Genomic DNA, 15,393 nt, shown 5'->3' on the forward strand with positions numbered 1-15,393 from the left:
CCCACCCCCGTTCTCCACAGGCCCCGACCGGCTCTGGTGTCGGTGGAGCGTGATGCGTAGAGTGCCGACACTGCACCGACGCAGGACAGCACGAGGGGGAACCATGCACGACACCACACGCGATCGACTGTCGGCGCTCGCCGCGGTCGTCGCCGCACTCGTCCCGGCGCTCGCCGTCGTGGCCACCTGGTCGCAGCTCGCGCTCACCGCGCAGGACCTGTACACGGTGGGCTTCCGCACGGTGATGGTCGTCGGTGTCGTCGCCGCTGCCCTGGTGACGGTCCGAGCCCTCCGCGGTCACGACCGCGTCCTGCTCGCCTTCGCCCTCGCCGTGCTCACCTGGTCGGTCGCCGGTCTCCTGCCCGACGCGGTCTGGGTGCTCGGGACCGTCCTGTTCATCGCGGCCCGGGTGCTGGTGTTCGTCTTCGGGGTGCTGCTCGTCGTCCGCACCAGGACCGACACCGCTCCCACCGCCGACACCATCGCGGGCGCGGGTGCAGCGGGCGGCCGGGCGCACCGCGTCGCTGCCTGGGCGGTCCTGGTCGGCGGCGGGGTCTGGCTCGTCTGGACGGTCGTCGAACCGGTGCTCTACGGGCTCTGGACGCCGACCCAGGACTGGTTGACCGTCCTGTTCGCGATCCCACAGACCGCCCAGTTCGTCGCCTTCGTCGGTGCCGCGGTGGTGTTCGTGCCGCCGCTGCTCCGCCCGGTCGGCGACGGCGCCCGCCGGCTGTGGGAGACGGCCGACGTCCGCTGACGCCGACCGCCCCGCCCGCTCCGGCGGTCCGGTGCTCAGACGAGCGCCGCGGCGACCTCCGGTGACTCCGCCGGCACGGACCACGGACGCTGCGTCATGCCGCTGTCGCCCCGCACGGTCACGATCGCACCGGAGTCGTCGCGGGTGAACACGATGTCCTCGTCGATCGACCCGAACCGGTTGCCCGACGCCATCCGCAGCGTGTCGGCGTCGACGACGTCCAGTCGGACCGGCGACTCCGTGGGGACGGGCTGCGTCGGGTCGATCGCCAGCAGCCGCTCCCCGACGCGGGCGATGTCCGTGATGCCCTCGAACGTGGTGAAGCGCCCGGTGTACCGGTCGGTGTCGACGTCCGCCGGCACGGGCGTCCCGGGGGCGTGCTCGTCCGCTGCGGCGTCGAGCAGGTGGACGACGCCGTACGCCAGCATCGTCGCCGGGCCCGTGGCACTGCTGGTCAGCACCGACACGACCAGCGAGGACGCGGGGTCGAAGACGGACTGCGTGATCTGCCCGGGGAACCCGCCGGAGTGGCCACGGACCTCCCGGCCGTTGATCCGGTCCACGACGAACCCGGCCCCGTAGCCGCGCGCGGCCGGGTCGCTGTCGAGTGCGCTCCACGCCTTCCGCTGAGCCAGGCGCTTCGCGTGGTCGGAGAGCAGCGAGCCGCGGCCGGGCACGTGCGCCGAGAAGTACCGGACCAGGTCCGAGGCCGTGCCGTGGAACCCGGTGGCCGCGGCGAGCGCCCCCGTCGTCACGTGCGGGACGCGCTGCCGGGTACGGGCGATGTGCAGGCCGGTGTAGCCCACGACGTACTCGTCCTCGCGCGCCGGGTCGAACTCGGCGCCGGTGCCGGTGAGACCGAGCGGCTCGGTGATCGCCGTGCGGACGTGCTCGGCGTAGCTGGTGCCGGTGACCGCTTCGATGACGAGGCCGAGCAGGCCGTAGCCCAGGTTCGAGTAGTTGAACGCCGACCCGACGGGCACCTTCGCGCCGCCCGCGACGACGAGCGCCACGAGTTCGTCGGCGTCCGGGAACGGGTGTGCCAACGCCCAGTGGTCGCCGTCCGCTCCGTCGCGGACCACCCCGGCGCCCATCTCCATGAGCTCCCGGACCGTGGCGTCGGCGATCGGCGACCCGGCCTCGACGAGGGCCGGGACGAACGTGCCGACGGTGTCGTCGAGGCGCAGGGCACCCTGGTCGGCGAGCTGCAGCAACGCGGTCGCGGTGAACGTCTTCGAGTGGGAGGCGATCCGGAACAGGTCCGACGTCGTCAGCCGCCGGCCGGCCTCGACGTCCGCGTAGCCGAACGCGTCGGCGAACAGCTCCTGGCCCTCGAACCCGACGGCGACCTGGACGCCGGGCAACCGCAGCTGCCACACCTTGTACGCGATCCACTCGCGGACGTAGGGCAGGACGGACTCGTAGGCAGCGCGCTTCTCCATGCCGACCAGCCTGGCATGTGCCACGCTCGTCGCATGCGGCACACACCCTCCTTCCTGATGACCGAGGTCGACGAGGTCCGACGGCTCGTCGACGGGAACCCCTGGGCGACGATCGTGTCGCACACGGCCGCGGGGCTGGTGGCGTCGCACTACCCGTTCATGCTCGAACCGAGCGCCGACGACGAACTCGTCCTGGTGTCGCACGTCGGCCGCCCCGACGAGGTCGCACACGAGCTCGGCCGGCACGAGGTCCTGGTCGTCGTGCAGGGGCCGCACGGCTACGTCTCCCCCGCCTGGTACCCGCCGGAGCAGTTCGTCCCCACCTGGAACCACACCACCGCACACCTGTGGGGCACGCCGGAGATCCTGTCCGACGACGAGAACTTCCGGGTCCTCGGTGACCTGGTCGACCACTTCGAGCGGGCGATGCCGTCCCCGGTGTCGCTCGACGTCGACGAGGACACCGCCCGCCGCATCGCCCGCGGCACGGTCGGCATCCGGCTGCGGGTCACCCGGTTCGACGCGCGCGCGAAGCTCAGCCAGAACAAGGCGCCCGAGGTCGTCGATCGGGTGATCGCGGGCCTCCGCGCCGACGGGCCGTACGCGGCGCCGGCACTGGCCGACGAGATGGAGCGGGCGCGGGCACGTCGCGACGACGGGCGGGAGGCGCGGTGATGGCGACCCTGCTCCGCACCGTCCGCCGTGTGGGGACGTCCGGCGCCCCCGCCGACGTGCTCGTCGTCGACGGGCGGATCGCCGCGATCGGGCCCGCCGGGACGATCGACCGGCCGACCAGCGCGGACGTGCCGACCGGCACCTCGCTCGACGTCGAGGTCGTCGAGGCGGACGGCGCCTGGATCGGCCCCGGACTCCGGGACCACCACGTGCACTTCGACCAGTGGGCCCTGATGCGGCAACGCGTCGACGTGCAGGACTGCGGCTCTGCCCAGGAGACCGCCGCCCGTCTGGCCGACGCAGCCCGCACCGCGCTCCCGGACCGTGTCCTCGTCGGGCACGGCTACCGCGACGGGCTCTGGCCGGCACCCGCACGACGTGACCTGCTCGACCGGGCCGCCCCGGGCCTCCCGGTCGTCGTGGTGGCCGCGGACCTGCACGCCGTCTGGTGCAACACGCGCGCCCTCGCGCACTTCGGCGGCATGCTCGGCCGCGCGCTGCCGGCCGGTCCGGACGGTGTCCTCCGCGAGCAGGACGCCTTCGACGTCACCGGCGCGCTGTCCCGCGTCCCCGCCGAGCTGCTCGACGCCGCCGTCGACGAAGCGGTCGACGCCGCGGCCCAGCGCGGGGTCACCGGGGTCGTCGACCTCGAGATGGTCTTCGGTCTCGACCGGTGGACCCGCCGCATCGCCGCCGGCACGGACGGCATCCGGGTCGCCTCCGGTGTCTACCCCGGCGAACTGGACGACGCGATCGCCCGTGGCCTCCGCACCGGCGACGTCGTTCCCGGCACCCGGGGGCTGCTGACGATGGGGCCGTTCAAGGTGATCACGGACGGGTCCCTCGGTACCCGGACCGCGGCGACGTCCGACGGCGCGGGGCTCCTCACGTGGACGCCGGAGGACCTCGTCCCCGTGCTCCGCCGTGCCGTCGCCGCCGGACTCGTCCCCGCCGTGCACGCGATCGGCGATCGTGCCGTCAGCCTGGCGCTCGACGCCTTCGAGACCGTCGGCACCCGCGGCACCATCGAGCACGCCCAGCTGCTGCAGCCCGAGGACGTCCCCCGGTTCGCGCGCCTCGGGGTCGTCGCGTCGGTGCAGCCCGAGCACGCGATGGACGACCGCGACATCGCCGACCACCACTGGGCGGGCCGCACCGACCGGGCGTTCCCGTTCGCGGCACTCGAACGCGCCGGCGCACGGATGCAGCTCGGATCGGACGCGCCGGTCGCACCCCTCGACCCGTGGGTGGCGCTCGCAGCCGCCGTGTGGCGGGACCGAGACGGCCGGAGCCCGTGGCACCCGGAGCAGCGGATGTCCGCGCTCGCCGCCTGGCGGGGCAGCACCGACGGCCGGGTGGGTGTCGCGGTCGGCGACGTCGCCGACCTGGTCCTCGTGCCGTCCGATCCGCTCACGGCGACGTCGGCCGCGCTCCGCGCGATGCCGGTCCTGGCGACGGCTGTCGCCGGCCGCTGGACCCACCGCGCCCTGTAGGTCCGCGGAACGCAACGGTGGCGGCATCACGCAAGGGAACACCCTTGCGGAGCGCCGCCACCGTTGCGTCTTGCGGGAGGGCTACTTCTGGTCCTTCGGGCACCAGTAGAGCTTGCGACCGGCCATGTCGGCGATCCGGATCTCGGTGCCGCAGACCCGGCACGGTTCGCCCTGGCGGTGGTACACCCAGTGCCGGTCCTTCCGGGAGCGCAGCGCCTTCTTGTGGTCGGCGTCGGAGAGCCCGTCCATCGTGAGCATCAGGCCGTCCCGGACGCCGTCGTGCAGCAGCTTCGACCAGTCCGCCCAGAGCGCCTTCGCCTGCTTGACGGTGATCTTCTTCCCGACCTTGTACGGGTCGATGCGCTGCCGGAACAGCAGCTCGGCACGGTAGATGTTGCCGATGCCGCTCACCACGGACTGGTCCATCAGGAGCTGCCCGATCGCGACGTTGCGCTTCCGGACGTTGTCCACGAAGACCTTCTCGGCCTCGGGCCCGTCGTCGTTCACCGGGTCCGGACCGAGCTTGTCGAGCGCACGCTGCACGCCGGTCGGGTCCTCGACGACACAGGCGGTGGGGCCGCGGAGGTCGGCGACGGTGTCCTCGGTGAGCAGCCGCACCCGCACCTGGCCGACCGGGTCCGGCGGGAACGCCTCGATCGGGTCCTCGGTCTTCTCCTGCTCGGCCATCCGGTAGCGGGCGAGCCGCGGAGCACCGATCGAGGCCAGGGACTCCTCGCGGTCGTCGTCGTCCGACAGCGCCTCGGCGGTGGAGATCACGCCCGCGAAGTCCCACGCCCCGTACAGCCCCAGGTGCACGCGGAGGAACAGGTCGTCCTCGAACTCCAGGAACAGCTGCTTGCCGACGGCCCGGGACGCGATCATCCTCTTGCCGTCGAGCTGCGCGGCTCCCGCGGCGAACCGTCCCTGCGGACTGGACACCTCGCAGCGCTTGCCGACGAAGTGGCGGGTGAACTGGTTGGCGATTCGGTGGACGGAGTGACCCTCGGGCATGCGTCCCGTTCTACCCGGTGCCGCTGACGACCGGTGTCCCCCGGCCGTGTCCTACGCGTCGACCTGCTTGCCGGCGATGGTGCCGGTCTGCTCGTACTCGGCGAGCTGCGCGATGCGGCGGGCGTGGCGCTCTTCACCCGAGAACGGCTCGGCGATGAAGAGGTCGACGAAGCGGATGGCTTCGTCCTCGGTGTGCTGACGGGCACCGATCGAGATGACGTTCGCGTCGTTGTGCTGTCGCGCGAGGACCGCGGTCGACTCGTTCCACACCAGCGCGGCCCGGACGCCCTCGACCTTGTTCGCCGCGATCTGCTCACCGTTGCCCGACCCACCGAACACGACGCCGAGGGCCTGGACCCCCGCGCGCTGGTCCTGGACCACGGCGTGCGCGGCGTTGATGCAGAACGAGGGGTAGTCGTCGAGCGGCTCGTACGCGGTCGGACCGTGGTCCACGACCTCGTGGCCAGCTTCGGTCAGGTGCGTGGCGAGGGTCTTGGTGAACTCGAGGCCGGCGTGGTCCGTTCCGAGGTGGATGCGCATGGACCGATCCTATTCCCGCGGCTGCCGCCGGCGGGCGCGGCCCACGAGCGGGCCACCCGTCGGACGGGAGGCGCGGTGCCGGACCCGGGGCGGGCCTCCCGTCAGCGCTGCCGCACCACGACGACGACGTACCGACACGGCTCGTCGCCGGCGTTGCGGTACACCACGTCGGCGGGCTCGCCGAGTTCGATGCGGTCGCCGGTACCGAGCCGCGTCGTGGTCTCGCCGACCTGCAGTTCGAGTGTCCCGTCCACCACCCAGATGCAGTGGCGGAGGAAGGCGTACGCGCTGGCGGGGTAGGCCACCTCGCGTCCGGCGGGCAGGCGGACCTCGGTGACGTCGGCCGGGAAGTCGGCGCTCGAGAGCGGCCGGCGGCGGTACCCGGTCTCCGGGTCGGTCCACGAGTCGGCCGAGGCGGCGCGCTGCACACCGCGGGCTTCGTCCGGGTCGCTGGTGCGCGGGACCTCGTGCTCGAGGGCCTCGTCGAGGAGCTGCGAGACGGTGAGGCCGAACGCTCCGGAGAGGCGGCCGAGGATCGTCGCGGTCGGGCTCGAGACGCCCCGCTCGACGCGGTTGATCATGGCGCGGGAGACCCCGGACTCCTCGGCGAGTTCGGTGAGGCTCCAGCGGCGTTCGGTGCGGAGGCGCTGCAACCGCTCCCCCAGTCGGCGCTGGTCGGCGTCGTCGGGGTGCTCGGCGTTCACGTGCTCGGGGTGCTCGGTTTGCTCGGCGTGCTCGGTGTCCGCGCTTCCGTCAGCGAGCGTGTCGGCGGGGGTTGCGTCCGCACCCTCCGGCTCGTCTACGATGTGAGACATGGCGACAGCATATGCGACAGATGCGGTCCGGGTCCGCGACTGCACACCCGCGGACCTCGACGTCGTGCACGCGCTCCACGTCGATGCGGTCCTGCACTCGACCGCGATCTGGCAGGAGGTCCCGCACCCCCGCGAGTGGTTCGACACCTGGCTCGCCGACCGGCAGGGCGACGGCTGGCCGGTCCTGGTCGCCGAGGTCGACGGGGTCGTCGCGGGCTACGCCACCTACTCGCAGTGGCGACCGCACCAGGGTTACCGGCTCACCGTCGAGCACAGCGTCTACGTGGTCGAGTCGTTCCGTGGTCAGGGCGTCGCCTCGACCCTGATGCGCGCCCTCGTCACCCGGGCGACCACGGAGGGTCGGCACGTCATGGTCGCTGGCATCTGCAGCACCAACACGGGCTCGATCGCGTTGCACGAGCGGCTCGGCTTCACCACCGTCGCCGTGGTGCCCGAGGTGGGCCGCAAGTTCGGCCGGTGGCTGGACCTGACGCTGATGCGGTTGCCGCTCGACTGACCGATCGTCGCCGAACGGGAGGCGCGGTGCGGGCCCGCACCGCGCCTCCCGTCCGGCGGTTCGTCAGTCCGTCGATCTGTCGGCAGTCAGCCCGTCAGCCCGTCAGCCCTCGACGGTGTCGAAGACCGGGCCGGTCGTGCGTGAACGCTTGAGCTCGAAGAAGCCCGGGTAGCGGGCCGCCGCGACGACTCCGTCCCAGAGGTCGAGTGCCTGCTGGCCCTTCGGTGCCGGCGAGATGACGGGGCCGAAGAAGGCGACGCCGTCGACCGCGATGACGGGCGTGCCGACGTCCTGGCCGACCCGCTCGATGCCGTCACGGTGGCTCTCGCGCATCGCGGCGTCGGTCTCGTCGGTCCACGCGGCGTCGGCGAGGTCTGCCTCGAGGCCGAGCTGTTCGAGGACGGCCGGCACGACCTGCTGCGGGTCCTTCTGCTGGCGGTGGTGGATTTGCTCGCCGAGCGCGTCGTAGAGGCGCTTGACGACCTCCTGACCGTGGCGGGCCTTCGCCGCCGTCACCAGGCGCGAGTAGACCTGGTTGCGCTCCATCGCCTCGCGGTACTCGGCGGGCATGTCCTCGTTGTGCTCGTTGAGGACGAAGAGGCTCATGACGTTCCAGGTGACGTCGAGGTCGCGGTGCTGCTCGACCTCACCCACCCAGCGGCTCGTCATCCACGCCCAGGGGCAGGTCGGGTCGAACCAGAACTCCACAGCAGTCCGGGTCGCAGGGGTGTTCTCCACAGTGGTGTCAGTCACGGATCGCAGCGTACGCCCGCTCGCTAGGCTGGTCACGAGCCGTCCCGCCGACGCACGACGCCGAGCGGGGCCACAGTCACGCGGACATCGATCGTCCGCGTCCGCAGCGAAGATGGAGCGTCCGTGCCCGGAGAGAACCTCACCAGAACCGAAGCCCAGGAACGTGCCGGCATCGTCAGTGTCCAGACGTACGACGTCGAACTCGACCTGACCCGCGGCGCCGACAGCTTCGGCAGCACCACCCGCGTGCGCTTCACCGCCACGCCCGGCGCCAGCACGTTCATCGACGCCATCACGAAGACCGTCCACTCGGTCACCCTCAACGGCACGGCGCTCGACGTCGCCGCCGTGAACGACGGCGTCCGCATCCAGCTCGCCGACCTGCAGGAGCAGAACGAGCTCGTCGTCGTCGCCGACGCGCTGTACACGAACACCGGCGAAGGCCTGCACCGCTTCGTGGACCCCGTCGACGACGAGGTCTACCTGTACTCCCAGTTCGAGGTCCCGGACAGCCGTCGCATGTTCGCCGTGTTCGAGCAGCCCGACCTCAAGGCCGAGTTCCGCTTCACCGTGACCGCTCCGGCGCGCTGGCAGGTCGTCTCGAACGCCCCCACGCCCGAGCCGCACGTCGACGGTGACCACGCCACGTGGACGTTCCCGCCCACCGCGACGATCTCCAGCTACATCACGGCCCTCGTCGCCGGCCCGTACGAGGTCGTACGCAGCGAGCTCACCAGCCGTGACGGCCGCACCATCCCGCTCGGGGTGTTCGCCCGCAAGTCGCTGGCCGAGTACCTCGACCCTGACTACGTCTTCGACATCACGCGCAAGGGCTTCGCGTACTTCGAGGAGAAGTTCGACGTCGCCTACCCGTTCGAGAAGTACGACCAGCTCTTCGTCCCGGAGTTCAACGCCGGCGCGATGGAGAACGCGGGTGCGGTGACGTTCACCGAGACGTACGTGTTCCGCTCGAAGGTCACCGACGCCATCAAGGAGCGCCGGGTCGTCACGATCCTGCACGAGCTCGCGCACATGTGGTTCGGGGACCTCGTCACCATGAAGTGGTGGAACGACCTGTGGCTCAACGAGTCGTTCGCCGAGTGGGCGTCGACGATCGCCACGGCCGAGGCCACCGAGTGGACCGAAGCCTGGACGACGTTCCAGGCGATGGAGAAGTCCTGGGCGTACCGGCAGGACCAGCTGCCGTCGACGCACCCGATCGTCGCGACGATCAACGACCTCGAAGACGTCCAGGTCAACTTCGACGGCATCACCTACGCGAAGGGCGGCTCGGTCCTCAAGCAGCTCGTCGCCTGGGTCGGCATCGACGCGTTCTTCGCGGGCGTCTCGGCGTACTTCAAGAAGCACCACCACTCCAACACCGAGCTGAAGGACCTGCTCGTCGAGCTCGAGTCCACCAGCGGCCGTGACCTCTCCGAGTGGTCGAAGCTGTGGCTCGAGACCGCCGGCGTGAACACCCTCCGTCCGGAGATCCAGACCGACGACGACGGCGTGATCACGTCCTTCGCCGTCCTGCAGGAAGCACCGGCCGACCACCCGACGCTCCGCCCGCACCGCCTGGCGATCGGCGTCTACGGCTTCACGAACGACGCTTCGGCACCGTTCGGCGCCGACACCGCGTCCTCGGGCGGCAAGCTCGAGCGCGTCCACCGCGTCGAGATCGACGTCGACGGCCCCCGCACCGAGGTCCCCGACCTCGTCGGCGTCCACCGCGGCGACCTCGTGCTGCTCAACGACGACGACCTGGCGTACGCCAAGATCCGCCTCGACGAGCAGTCCCGTCGCACGGCGATCGAGCACCTCGCCGCGATCGCGAACCCGCTCGCCCGCTCAATCGTGTGGGGTGCCGTCTGGGACGCCACGCGCGACGCCGAGTCCCCCGCCAGCGATTACGTGTCCCTGGTGCTCGGCAACATCGCCACCGAGACCGAGTCCACGACGATCCGGACCACGCTGTCGCAGCTGCTGCTGACCGCGCGGAACTACGTCGCGCCGGCGAAGTCCGACAGCACCGTCCGCACGGTCGGTGACACCCTCTGGCGGCTCGCGTCGTCGGCCGAGTCCGGCTCCGACGCACAGTTCCAGTTCGTGAAGTTCTTCGCGCAGATCCCCTCGACGCCTGAGCACGTGGCAACGCTGCAGGGCCTGCGCGACGGCTCCGTGGCGCTGCAGGGGCTCGAGGTCGACACCGACCTGCGTTGGGAGCTGCTCGAGGGCCTGGTGCTCGCCGGCGCCGCGGGCAACGACGAGATCGACACCGAACTCGCCGCCGACCGCACCGCCTCCGGCGAGCAGGCTGCCGCTCGGGCCCGGGCCACCATCCCTACTGCGGAGGGCAAGCTCGCGGCGTTCTCGTCGCTCGTGGACAGCGACGACGCGCCGAACGCGATCGTCCGTCAGACCACGATCGGGTTCCAGCACGTGAACTCGCCCGTCGTGCTCGAGGGCCTCGTGCCGCGGTACTTCGACGTGATCACCCGCATCTGGGACGAGCGCAGTTACCACATCGCCGACACCGTCGTCACGGGGCTCTACCCCGCGCCGCTGGCGTCGACGGAGCTGCGTGACGCGGCCGTGGCGTGGCTCGAGGCACACCCGGAGACGCCGGCGCTCCGCCGCATCGTCACCGAGAACCTCGCGGGCACCGAGCGGGCCCTCCGCGTCCAGGCAGCGGACGTCTGAGCCTGATGTGACCAGCGGCGAGGCCTCGGCGTTCCTCCAGGGACGCCGAGGCCTCGCCGCTTAGCATCGTCCGGATCATGCTCTTGGCTGCAGACACCCCCGACGTCTCGAAGTGGGCGTCGAACACGTTCACCCAGTTCGTCGACACCTGGCACGTCCCGATCACCATCGTCATCGTCCTGCTCGCGGCGGTGATCCTCCGACTCATCCTCCGCCGGACGATCAAGCAGGTCGTCGACCGCATCGTCAACGGTGTGAAGAAGCGGCAGGGCGCCGCCGACACGCAGGCGCTCGTCGCCTCGCCGCTGCAGACCGCCCGGGTCGTCCAACGCACCCGCACGCTCGGCAGCGTGCTCGAGAACCTGGCGACCGTCATCGTGGCGGTCATCGCGTTCGCCATCATCATCTCGACCGTGTTCCCGACCGCCGCCGTCGGCATCGTCGGTGGCGCTTCGGTGGTCGCCGCAGGCCTGGCGGTCGGTGCGCAGAGCATCGTCCGCGACATCCTGTCCGGCATCTTCATGATCCTCGAGGACCAGGCCGGCGTCGGCGACGTCGTCGACACGGGCCAGGCGACCGGCGTGGTCGAGAGCGTCGGCCTGCGCGTCATGCAGATCCGCGACGTGAACGGGATCCTGTGGTTCGTACCCAACGGCCAGATCCTGCGCGTCGGCAACCTCTCGCAGGGGTGGTCCCGCGTCCTGGTCGACATCACCGTCCCCTACGACACCGACATCGACGCCGTGCAGGACGCCCTCCTGCACGCAGCCGTCACCATGTCGCAAGAGCCGCGGTGGCGCCAGCGGATCGTCGAGAAGCCCGAGATCTGGGGGCTGCAGTCGATCACGGACACCGGCATGGTGTTCCGCCTGGTCGTGAAGACACGTGCCTCCGAACTCGACGTCGTCGGACGCGAACTCCGCATCCGGCTGAAGCACAGCGTCGACGAACTCGGCGTCACCCTGCCCGCGATGGCGATGATCATGCCCGACGGGTGGGAGAACGCCACCTCGGTCAACGGCCTCCGTCCGGTACGGACCGCACCCGTCCCGGCACCCACCAGGTCGCGGAGCGCACGCCGGAACGTCTTCGGCCGGGCCATCCGCACCGGCGACGAACCCAGCACCGACCACGAGGACTCCCCATGACCGGACCGTCACTGCCCCTCGGGCCGCCGACCGGGAGCGCCGGTCGTGCCGCTGGCTCGGGCGACGCCGCAGCCGTCCCGGCACAGCCGGTCACCCTCCGCGTCGGGCTCGGCGGTGCGGCAGCGAGCGGCTCGCTCTTCGACCGCATCGGCGGCGCCCCCACGTTCGACCGTCTTGTCCGCCGCTTCTACGAGGGTGTGCAACAGGACGAGGTCATCTGGCCGATGTACCGGGCCGAGGACCTCGACGGCGCGATCTGGCGACTGTCGCAGTTCCTCCAGCAGTACTGGGGCGGGCCGTCGACCTACAGTGAGCAGCGCGGGCACCCCCGCCTGCGCATGCGGCACAACCCGTTCCGGATCACGCCCGAGGCACGCGAGCACTGGCTCCAGCACATGCACGACGCGGTCGAGTCACTCGAGCTCGCGCCGCTCGACGAGGCCGAGCTGTGGGGGTATCTCGACCGTGCGGCGCACGCGATGACCAACTCGTTCGACTGACTCCGCCGCCGGCCTGGGTTGCGCCGTCGGCCCGGGTTGCGTCGTCGCCGGCCTGATGTCGGTACCGGGCGACATGGTCCGACGTCCCGGATGACGGACGGGAGGCCCGGAGCGGCACCGCCACGAGCCTCCCGTCCGTCACCGGGTCGCGCTGTGTGTGCGGTGTGCGCTTGCGCCGTGGGTCGCGGGCGCCGGGCGCCGTGCGCCGAGCGCCGTGCGCCGTGGCGTCAGTCGGCCCGGTACCCGGACCGGAGCTCATCGACGAGGGTCGGCCGTGACGGCCGCCACCCGAGGCTCCGTGCATGCGCGCCCGTCGCCACCTGGTCGAGCAACAGGGCGTCGGCGAAGTCGGTTCCGAGGCGCTCCCGGGACTCGGCGGCGGACTCCGCGAGGACCGACGCCTGAACGGCCGACTGTCCGTCGACGCCGGCCTGTCCGTCGACGCCGGCCTGTCCGTCGACGCCGGCCTGTCCGTCGACGCCGGCCTGGGCGAGCTCGCGGACCGTCGGGTTGTGGCCGGACGCCGCAACGAGGTACCCGTCCTGGTCGCCACGCTCGACCGCGAGGACGTAGAGCTCGGCCAGGTCGTCCACGTGCACCGTCGTCCAGTGTTGGGTACCGTCACCGACCAGGCGGACCGGTGCGTCGCCGTCGGGTACGAACATCGTCGGGATGCCCGCAGCGCGTCCGTGGACGATGCCGGGCGCGACGATCGTCGTGCGGACCGTGCTCGCCCGGACGCGCGCCTCGTTCGCTGCCCGCCAGGCCGTCAGCGTCGGCGGGCTGACCGGGGAGTCCTCGGTGATCTCCCCGGATGCACCGAAGGTGAAGATCCCGCCGGTGTGGACGAACGGCTTCGTGGTGCCCTCGAGCGCCGCCAGGACGGTCGCGATGAAGTCCGGGTCGACGTGCTCGCCCGAGGCCGTGTGGACGACAGCGTCGGCCTCGCGCGCCAGTCGGGCGACGAGGTCCTGGTCGGACAGGTCCCCGACGAGGACGGTGGCACCCGACTGCTGGGCGCCAGCGGCCTTCTCGTCCGAGCGGAGGACGGCCGTGACGCTGTGGTCGTGGGCGATGAGCGCGCGGAGGACGGCGGAACCGATGTACCCGGACGCGCCGGTGAGGAAGACGAGCATGGACCGGAGCGAACCACATGCCCCTGCTCGCAGGCTGGTGCTGACCGTGACGTGAGCGGGGCGACGGGTGCCGGTCGCCGGGTGCCGGGTGCCGGGTCGCGCTAGGAGCTGAGGGTCCAGGCGCGGCGCTTGACGAGCACGTGCCCGCGGGAGGTCGTGAGCCGACTCCACGGACCGGTCTCGAACAGGCGCACCGGTTCCGTGCCGAGGAACCCGAGGCTCTCGGCAGCGAAGCCCGCGCCGGCCGGCAGGTGTTCGACCCCGTCGATCGGCCGACCCCACACCTCGGACCGGACACGCCGGACGATGGACTCCCCCGAGCTCGCCGGCACCGCGGCAGCGACCTCGTCGATCCCCTGCCGCGCTGCACGGTGCAGCAGCTCCGCGGAGACGTCGGGCAGCGGTGCCCACCCACCACGGGGTGGCGAGATCGCAGCCCAGGTGACGGTGTGGACCTCGAGGGGCAGGTCCACCTCGATCGGTGTGGCGCGCGTCGGGTCGGCGCTCTCGACATCCGCGGCGTCCTGCGCCTCCGCGAGCAGCCGCAGCCGCTCGCGGAACGACTGCAGCGGCACGACGACGTCGATGTGCTCCGGTTGGGTCAGCGCGAACGTCCGGAGCCCGAGCACGGTCGGCAGCTCATCGAGCAGTCCGAGCGGGTAGAGGATCGCGGTGTAGACGGCCAGGACGCCGGAGTCGGCGATCAGACGGACCGACCCGTCCTCGATCCGAGCGGCCCGCCCGAGGTAGGTGCGGAGGTCACCGAGCGAGGCGGCGTCAGGAAGGGTGAACGAGCTGCTCATGTCGCTTCCGATCTTAGTCGGGGGCGGTTCGGTGCTCCCTGGCCGCAGCCGCTCGGCCCCGTCACCGTCCTCGTCGCCCGTGACGGCGCCGGGCAGCCGTTCGTAGACTGACGGCGTGAACCGCGAACCCGACTTCCTCTCCACGCTGCGCCTCGAGGACACCGGAGCAAGCACCCGCGAGACGATCCTCACCGGTGCGAGCCACTGGTCGCCGGGTGGTCGGGTGTTCGGCGGGCAGGTTCTCGCGCAGTGCATCGTCGCGGCGCAGAGCACCATCGAGGGACGCGCCATCCACTCGGTCCACGGATACTTCCTGCGGCCCGGGGCCATCGACGTGCCGATCACGTTCGGCGTCGAACGGATCCACGACGGCCGGTCCTTCGCCACACGTCGAGCCCAGGCGTACCAGAACGGCGTCCCGATCTTCTCGATGATCGCGTCCTTCCAGACGCCGGACGTCGGTGCCGAACACCAGGATCCGTTCCCCTCGGACGTGCCGGACCCGGAGTCGTTGCCGTCGGCCGCGTCCGTGCTCGCGTCGATCGACCACCCGACGGCGCAGGCCTGGGCGGAACGGTCGATCGACATGCGCCATGTCGACGGGTCGGTCTACGTCGACGTGCAGGGCGCGCGGGTCGCACACCAGGCGGTGTGGTTCCGCGTCGAACGCGACCTGCCGGACGACCCGGCTCTGCACCGCGCGGTCCTCGCCTACGCGAGCGACCTGTCGCTCCTCGAGCCGATCATGCGCCGGCACGGGATGGCCTGGGGGACGCCGGGCGTGAAGCTCGCCAGCCTCGACCACGCCATGTGGTGGCACCGTGACGGTCGTGCGGACGACTGGGTGCTCTACGCCCAGGAGTCCCCCAGCGCTCAGGGCGGCCGCGGGCTCGCCTTCGGCCGGATGTTCTCGCGGGACGGACGGCTGCTCGCGACCGTCGCGCAGGAGGGCATGATGCGGGTTCCGACGGCGGACTGAACGCGAGCGGCCCCAGGCCGGGGTCGCCTCCAGCCGGCGGCGGGCCGCACCGATGCCGCTGCCAATCGCGCGCCGCTGCAGATCGCGTCGGAGCCGATCGCGCCGCAGCCGATCACGTCTC

The 15,393-nt window shown here is 71.6% G+C and carries 15 protein-coding genes; 8 read left to right on the forward strand and 7 right to left on the reverse strand.

The window, feature by feature from the left end; genetic code table 11:
- Nucleotides 1-103: 103 nt before the first annotated feature.
- Nucleotides 104-757, forward strand: a complete 654-nt coding sequence (locus tag E9228_RS05315) for a hypothetical protein (protein WP_166779565.1) — start codon at nt 104-106, stop codon at nt 755-757.
- Nucleotides 758-792: 35 nt separating this feature from the next.
- Here the strand turns inward: E9228_RS05315 and E9228_RS05320 are convergent, their stop codons facing one another.
- The gene (locus E9228_RS05320) at nt 793-2,199 is read right to left on the reverse strand and encodes a serine hydrolase domain-containing protein (protein WP_166779566.1); all 1,407 of its coding nucleotides are present in this window, start codon (nt 2,197-2,199) and stop codon (nt 793-795) included.
- Nucleotides 2,200-2,232: 33 nt separating this feature from the next.
- Here E9228_RS05320 and E9228_RS05325 point away from each other — a divergent pair, with 33 nt between their 5' ends.
- On the forward strand, nt 2,233-2,874 hold the full coding sequence (locus E9228_RS05325; RefSeq protein ID WP_166779567.1) for an FMN-binding negative transcriptional regulator: 642 nt from the start codon (nt 2,233-2,235) through the stop codon (nt 2,872-2,874).
- Entirely contained in the window at nt 2,874-4,367 is a 1,494-nt protein-coding gene (locus E9228_RS05330; RefSeq protein WP_166779568.1) for an amidohydrolase, read from the forward strand. The genes E9228_RS05325 and E9228_RS05330 overlap by 1 nt, the downstream gene beginning before the upstream one ends.
- Before the next feature lie 81 nt (nt 4,368-4,448).
- Here the strand turns inward: E9228_RS05330 and E9228_RS05335 are convergent, their stop codons facing one another.
- The 3 genes from E9228_RS05335 to E9228_RS05345 all read right to left on the reverse strand — a co-directional run bounded on the left by E9228_RS05335 (nt 4,449) and on the right by E9228_RS05345 (nt 6,733).
- The gene (locus E9228_RS05335) at nt 4,449-5,378 is read right to left on the reverse strand and encodes an Fpg/Nei family DNA glycosylase (protein ID WP_166779569.1); all 930 of its coding nucleotides are present in this window, start codon (nt 5,376-5,378) and stop codon (nt 4,449-4,451) included.
- A gap of 51 nt (nt 5,379-5,429) precedes the next feature.
- Nucleotides 5,430-5,918, reverse strand: a complete 489-nt coding sequence (locus E9228_RS05340) for a ribose-5-phosphate isomerase (protein ID WP_166779570.1) — start codon at nt 5,916-5,918, stop codon at nt 5,430-5,432.
- A gap of 101 nt (nt 5,919-6,019) precedes the next feature.
- On the reverse strand, nt 6,020-6,733 hold the full coding sequence (locus E9228_RS05345; protein WP_166779571.1) for a helix-turn-helix domain-containing protein: 714 nt from the start codon (nt 6,731-6,733) through the stop codon (nt 6,020-6,022).
- On the opposite strand from E9228_RS05345, the gene E9228_RS05350 reads away from it, so the two are divergent.
- Nucleotides 6,732-7,250, forward strand: a complete 519-nt coding sequence (locus E9228_RS05350) for a GNAT family N-acetyltransferase (RefSeq protein WP_166779572.1) — start codon at nt 6,732-6,734, stop codon at nt 7,248-7,250. The genes E9228_RS05345 and E9228_RS05350 overlap by 2 nt on opposite strands.
- A 102-nt stretch (nt 7,251-7,352) precedes the next feature.
- Here the strand turns inward: E9228_RS05350 and E9228_RS05355 are convergent, their stop codons facing one another.
- The gene (locus E9228_RS05355; RefSeq protein ID WP_341849781.1) at nt 7,353-8,003 is read right to left on the reverse strand and encodes a mycothiol-dependent nitroreductase Rv2466c family protein; all 651 of its coding nucleotides are present in this window, start codon (nt 8,001-8,003) and stop codon (nt 7,353-7,355) included.
- Between the two features lie 123 nt (nt 8,004-8,126).
- Here E9228_RS05355 and pepN point away from each other — a divergent pair, with 123 nt between their 5' ends.
- From pepN to E9228_RS05370, 3 genes are all read left to right on the forward strand, one after another.
- Nucleotides 8,127-10,706 carry an aminopeptidase N gene (gene pepN / locus E9228_RS05360; RefSeq protein WP_166779573.1) on the forward strand — a complete coding sequence of 860 codons (2,580 nt, stop codon included), beginning with the start codon at nt 8,127-8,129 and terminating at the stop codon, nt 10,704-10,706.
- A 77-nt stretch (nt 10,707-10,783) separates the two neighbouring features.
- On the forward strand, nt 10,784-11,854 hold the full coding sequence (locus E9228_RS05365; protein ID WP_208385603.1) for a mechanosensitive ion channel family protein: 1,071 nt from the start codon (nt 10,784-10,786) through the stop codon (nt 11,852-11,854).
- Entirely contained in the window at nt 11,851-12,354 is a 504-nt protein-coding gene (locus E9228_RS05370) for a globin (protein ID WP_166779574.1), read from the forward strand. The genes E9228_RS05365 and E9228_RS05370 overlap by 4 nt, the downstream gene beginning before the upstream one ends.
- Nucleotides 12,355-12,581: 227 nt before the next feature.
- Here E9228_RS05370 and E9228_RS05375 read toward each other — a convergent pair whose 3' ends face one another.
- Both E9228_RS05375 and E9228_RS05380 read right to left on the reverse strand, forming a co-directional pair.
- On the reverse strand, nt 12,582-13,490 hold the full coding sequence (locus E9228_RS05375) for an NAD(P)H-binding protein (RefSeq protein WP_166779575.1): 909 nt from the start codon (nt 13,488-13,490) through the stop codon (nt 12,582-12,584).
- 101 nt (nt 13,491-13,591) lie between these two features.
- On the reverse strand, nt 13,592-14,293 hold the full coding sequence (locus tag E9228_RS05380) for a DUF8185 domain-containing protein (protein WP_166779576.1): 702 nt from the start codon (nt 14,291-14,293) through the stop codon (nt 13,592-13,594).
- Between the two features lie 115 nt (nt 14,294-14,408).
- Here E9228_RS05380 and E9228_RS05385 point away from each other — a divergent pair, with 115 nt between their 5' ends.
- Nucleotides 14,409-15,272, forward strand: coding sequence for an acyl-CoA thioesterase domain-containing protein (locus E9228_RS05385; protein ID WP_166779577.1), 864 nt, complete (start codon nt 14,409-14,411; stop codon nt 15,270-15,272).
- Nucleotides 15,273-15,393: the final 121 nt, after the last annotated feature.

Source organism: Curtobacterium salicis, from assembly GCF_011759505.1.
GTDB classification, from domain to species: domain Bacteria; phylum Actinomycetota; class Actinomycetes; order Actinomycetales; family Microbacteriaceae; genus Curtobacterium; species Curtobacterium salicis.

Excerpts from the sequence above, each read along its gene's own strand:
- E9228_RS05315 (WP_166779565.1), top strand. The coding sequence starts at position 104 with ATGCACGACACCACACGCGATCGACTGTCGGCGCTCGCCGCGGTCGTC.
- E9228_RS05320 (WP_166779566.1), bottom strand. The coding sequence starts at position 2,199 with ATGGAGAAGCGCGCTGCCTACGAGTCCGTCCTGCCCTACGTCCGCGAG.
- E9228_RS05325 (WP_166779567.1), top strand. The coding sequence starts at position 2,233 with ATGCGGCACACACCCTCCTTCCTGATGACCGAGGTCGACGAGGTCCGA.
- E9228_RS05330 (WP_166779568.1), top strand. The coding sequence starts at position 2,874 with ATGGCGACCCTGCTCCGCACCGTCCGCCGTGTGGGGACGTCCGGCGCC.
- E9228_RS05335 (WP_166779569.1), bottom strand. The coding sequence starts at position 5,378 with ATGCCCGAGGGTCACTCCGTCCACCGAATCGCCAACCAGTTCACCCGC.
- E9228_RS05340 (WP_166779570.1), bottom strand. The coding sequence starts at position 5,918 with ATGCGCATCCACCTCGGAACGGACCACGCCGGCCTCGAGTTCACCAAG.
- E9228_RS05350 (WP_166779572.1), top strand. The coding sequence starts at position 6,732 with ATGGCGACAGCATATGCGACAGATGCGGTCCGGGTCCGCGACTGCACA.
- E9228_RS05345 (WP_166779571.1), bottom strand. The coding sequence starts at position 6,733 with ATGTCTCACATCGTAGACGAGCCGGAGGGTGCGGACGCAACCCCCGCC.
- E9228_RS05365 (WP_208385603.1), top strand. The coding sequence starts at position 10,784 with ATGCTCTTGGCTGCAGACACCCCCGACGTCTCGAAGTGGGCGTCGAAC.
- E9228_RS05370 (WP_166779574.1), top strand. The coding sequence starts at position 11,851 with ATGACCGGACCGTCACTGCCCCTCGGGCCGCCGACCGGGAGCGCCGGT.
- E9228_RS05375 (WP_166779575.1), bottom strand. The coding sequence starts at position 13,490 with ATGCTCGTCTTCCTCACCGGCGCGTCCGGGTACATCGGTTCCGCCGTC.
- E9228_RS05380 (WP_166779576.1), bottom strand. The coding sequence starts at position 14,293 with ATGAGCAGCTCGTTCACCCTTCCTGACGCCGCCTCGCTCGGTGACCTC.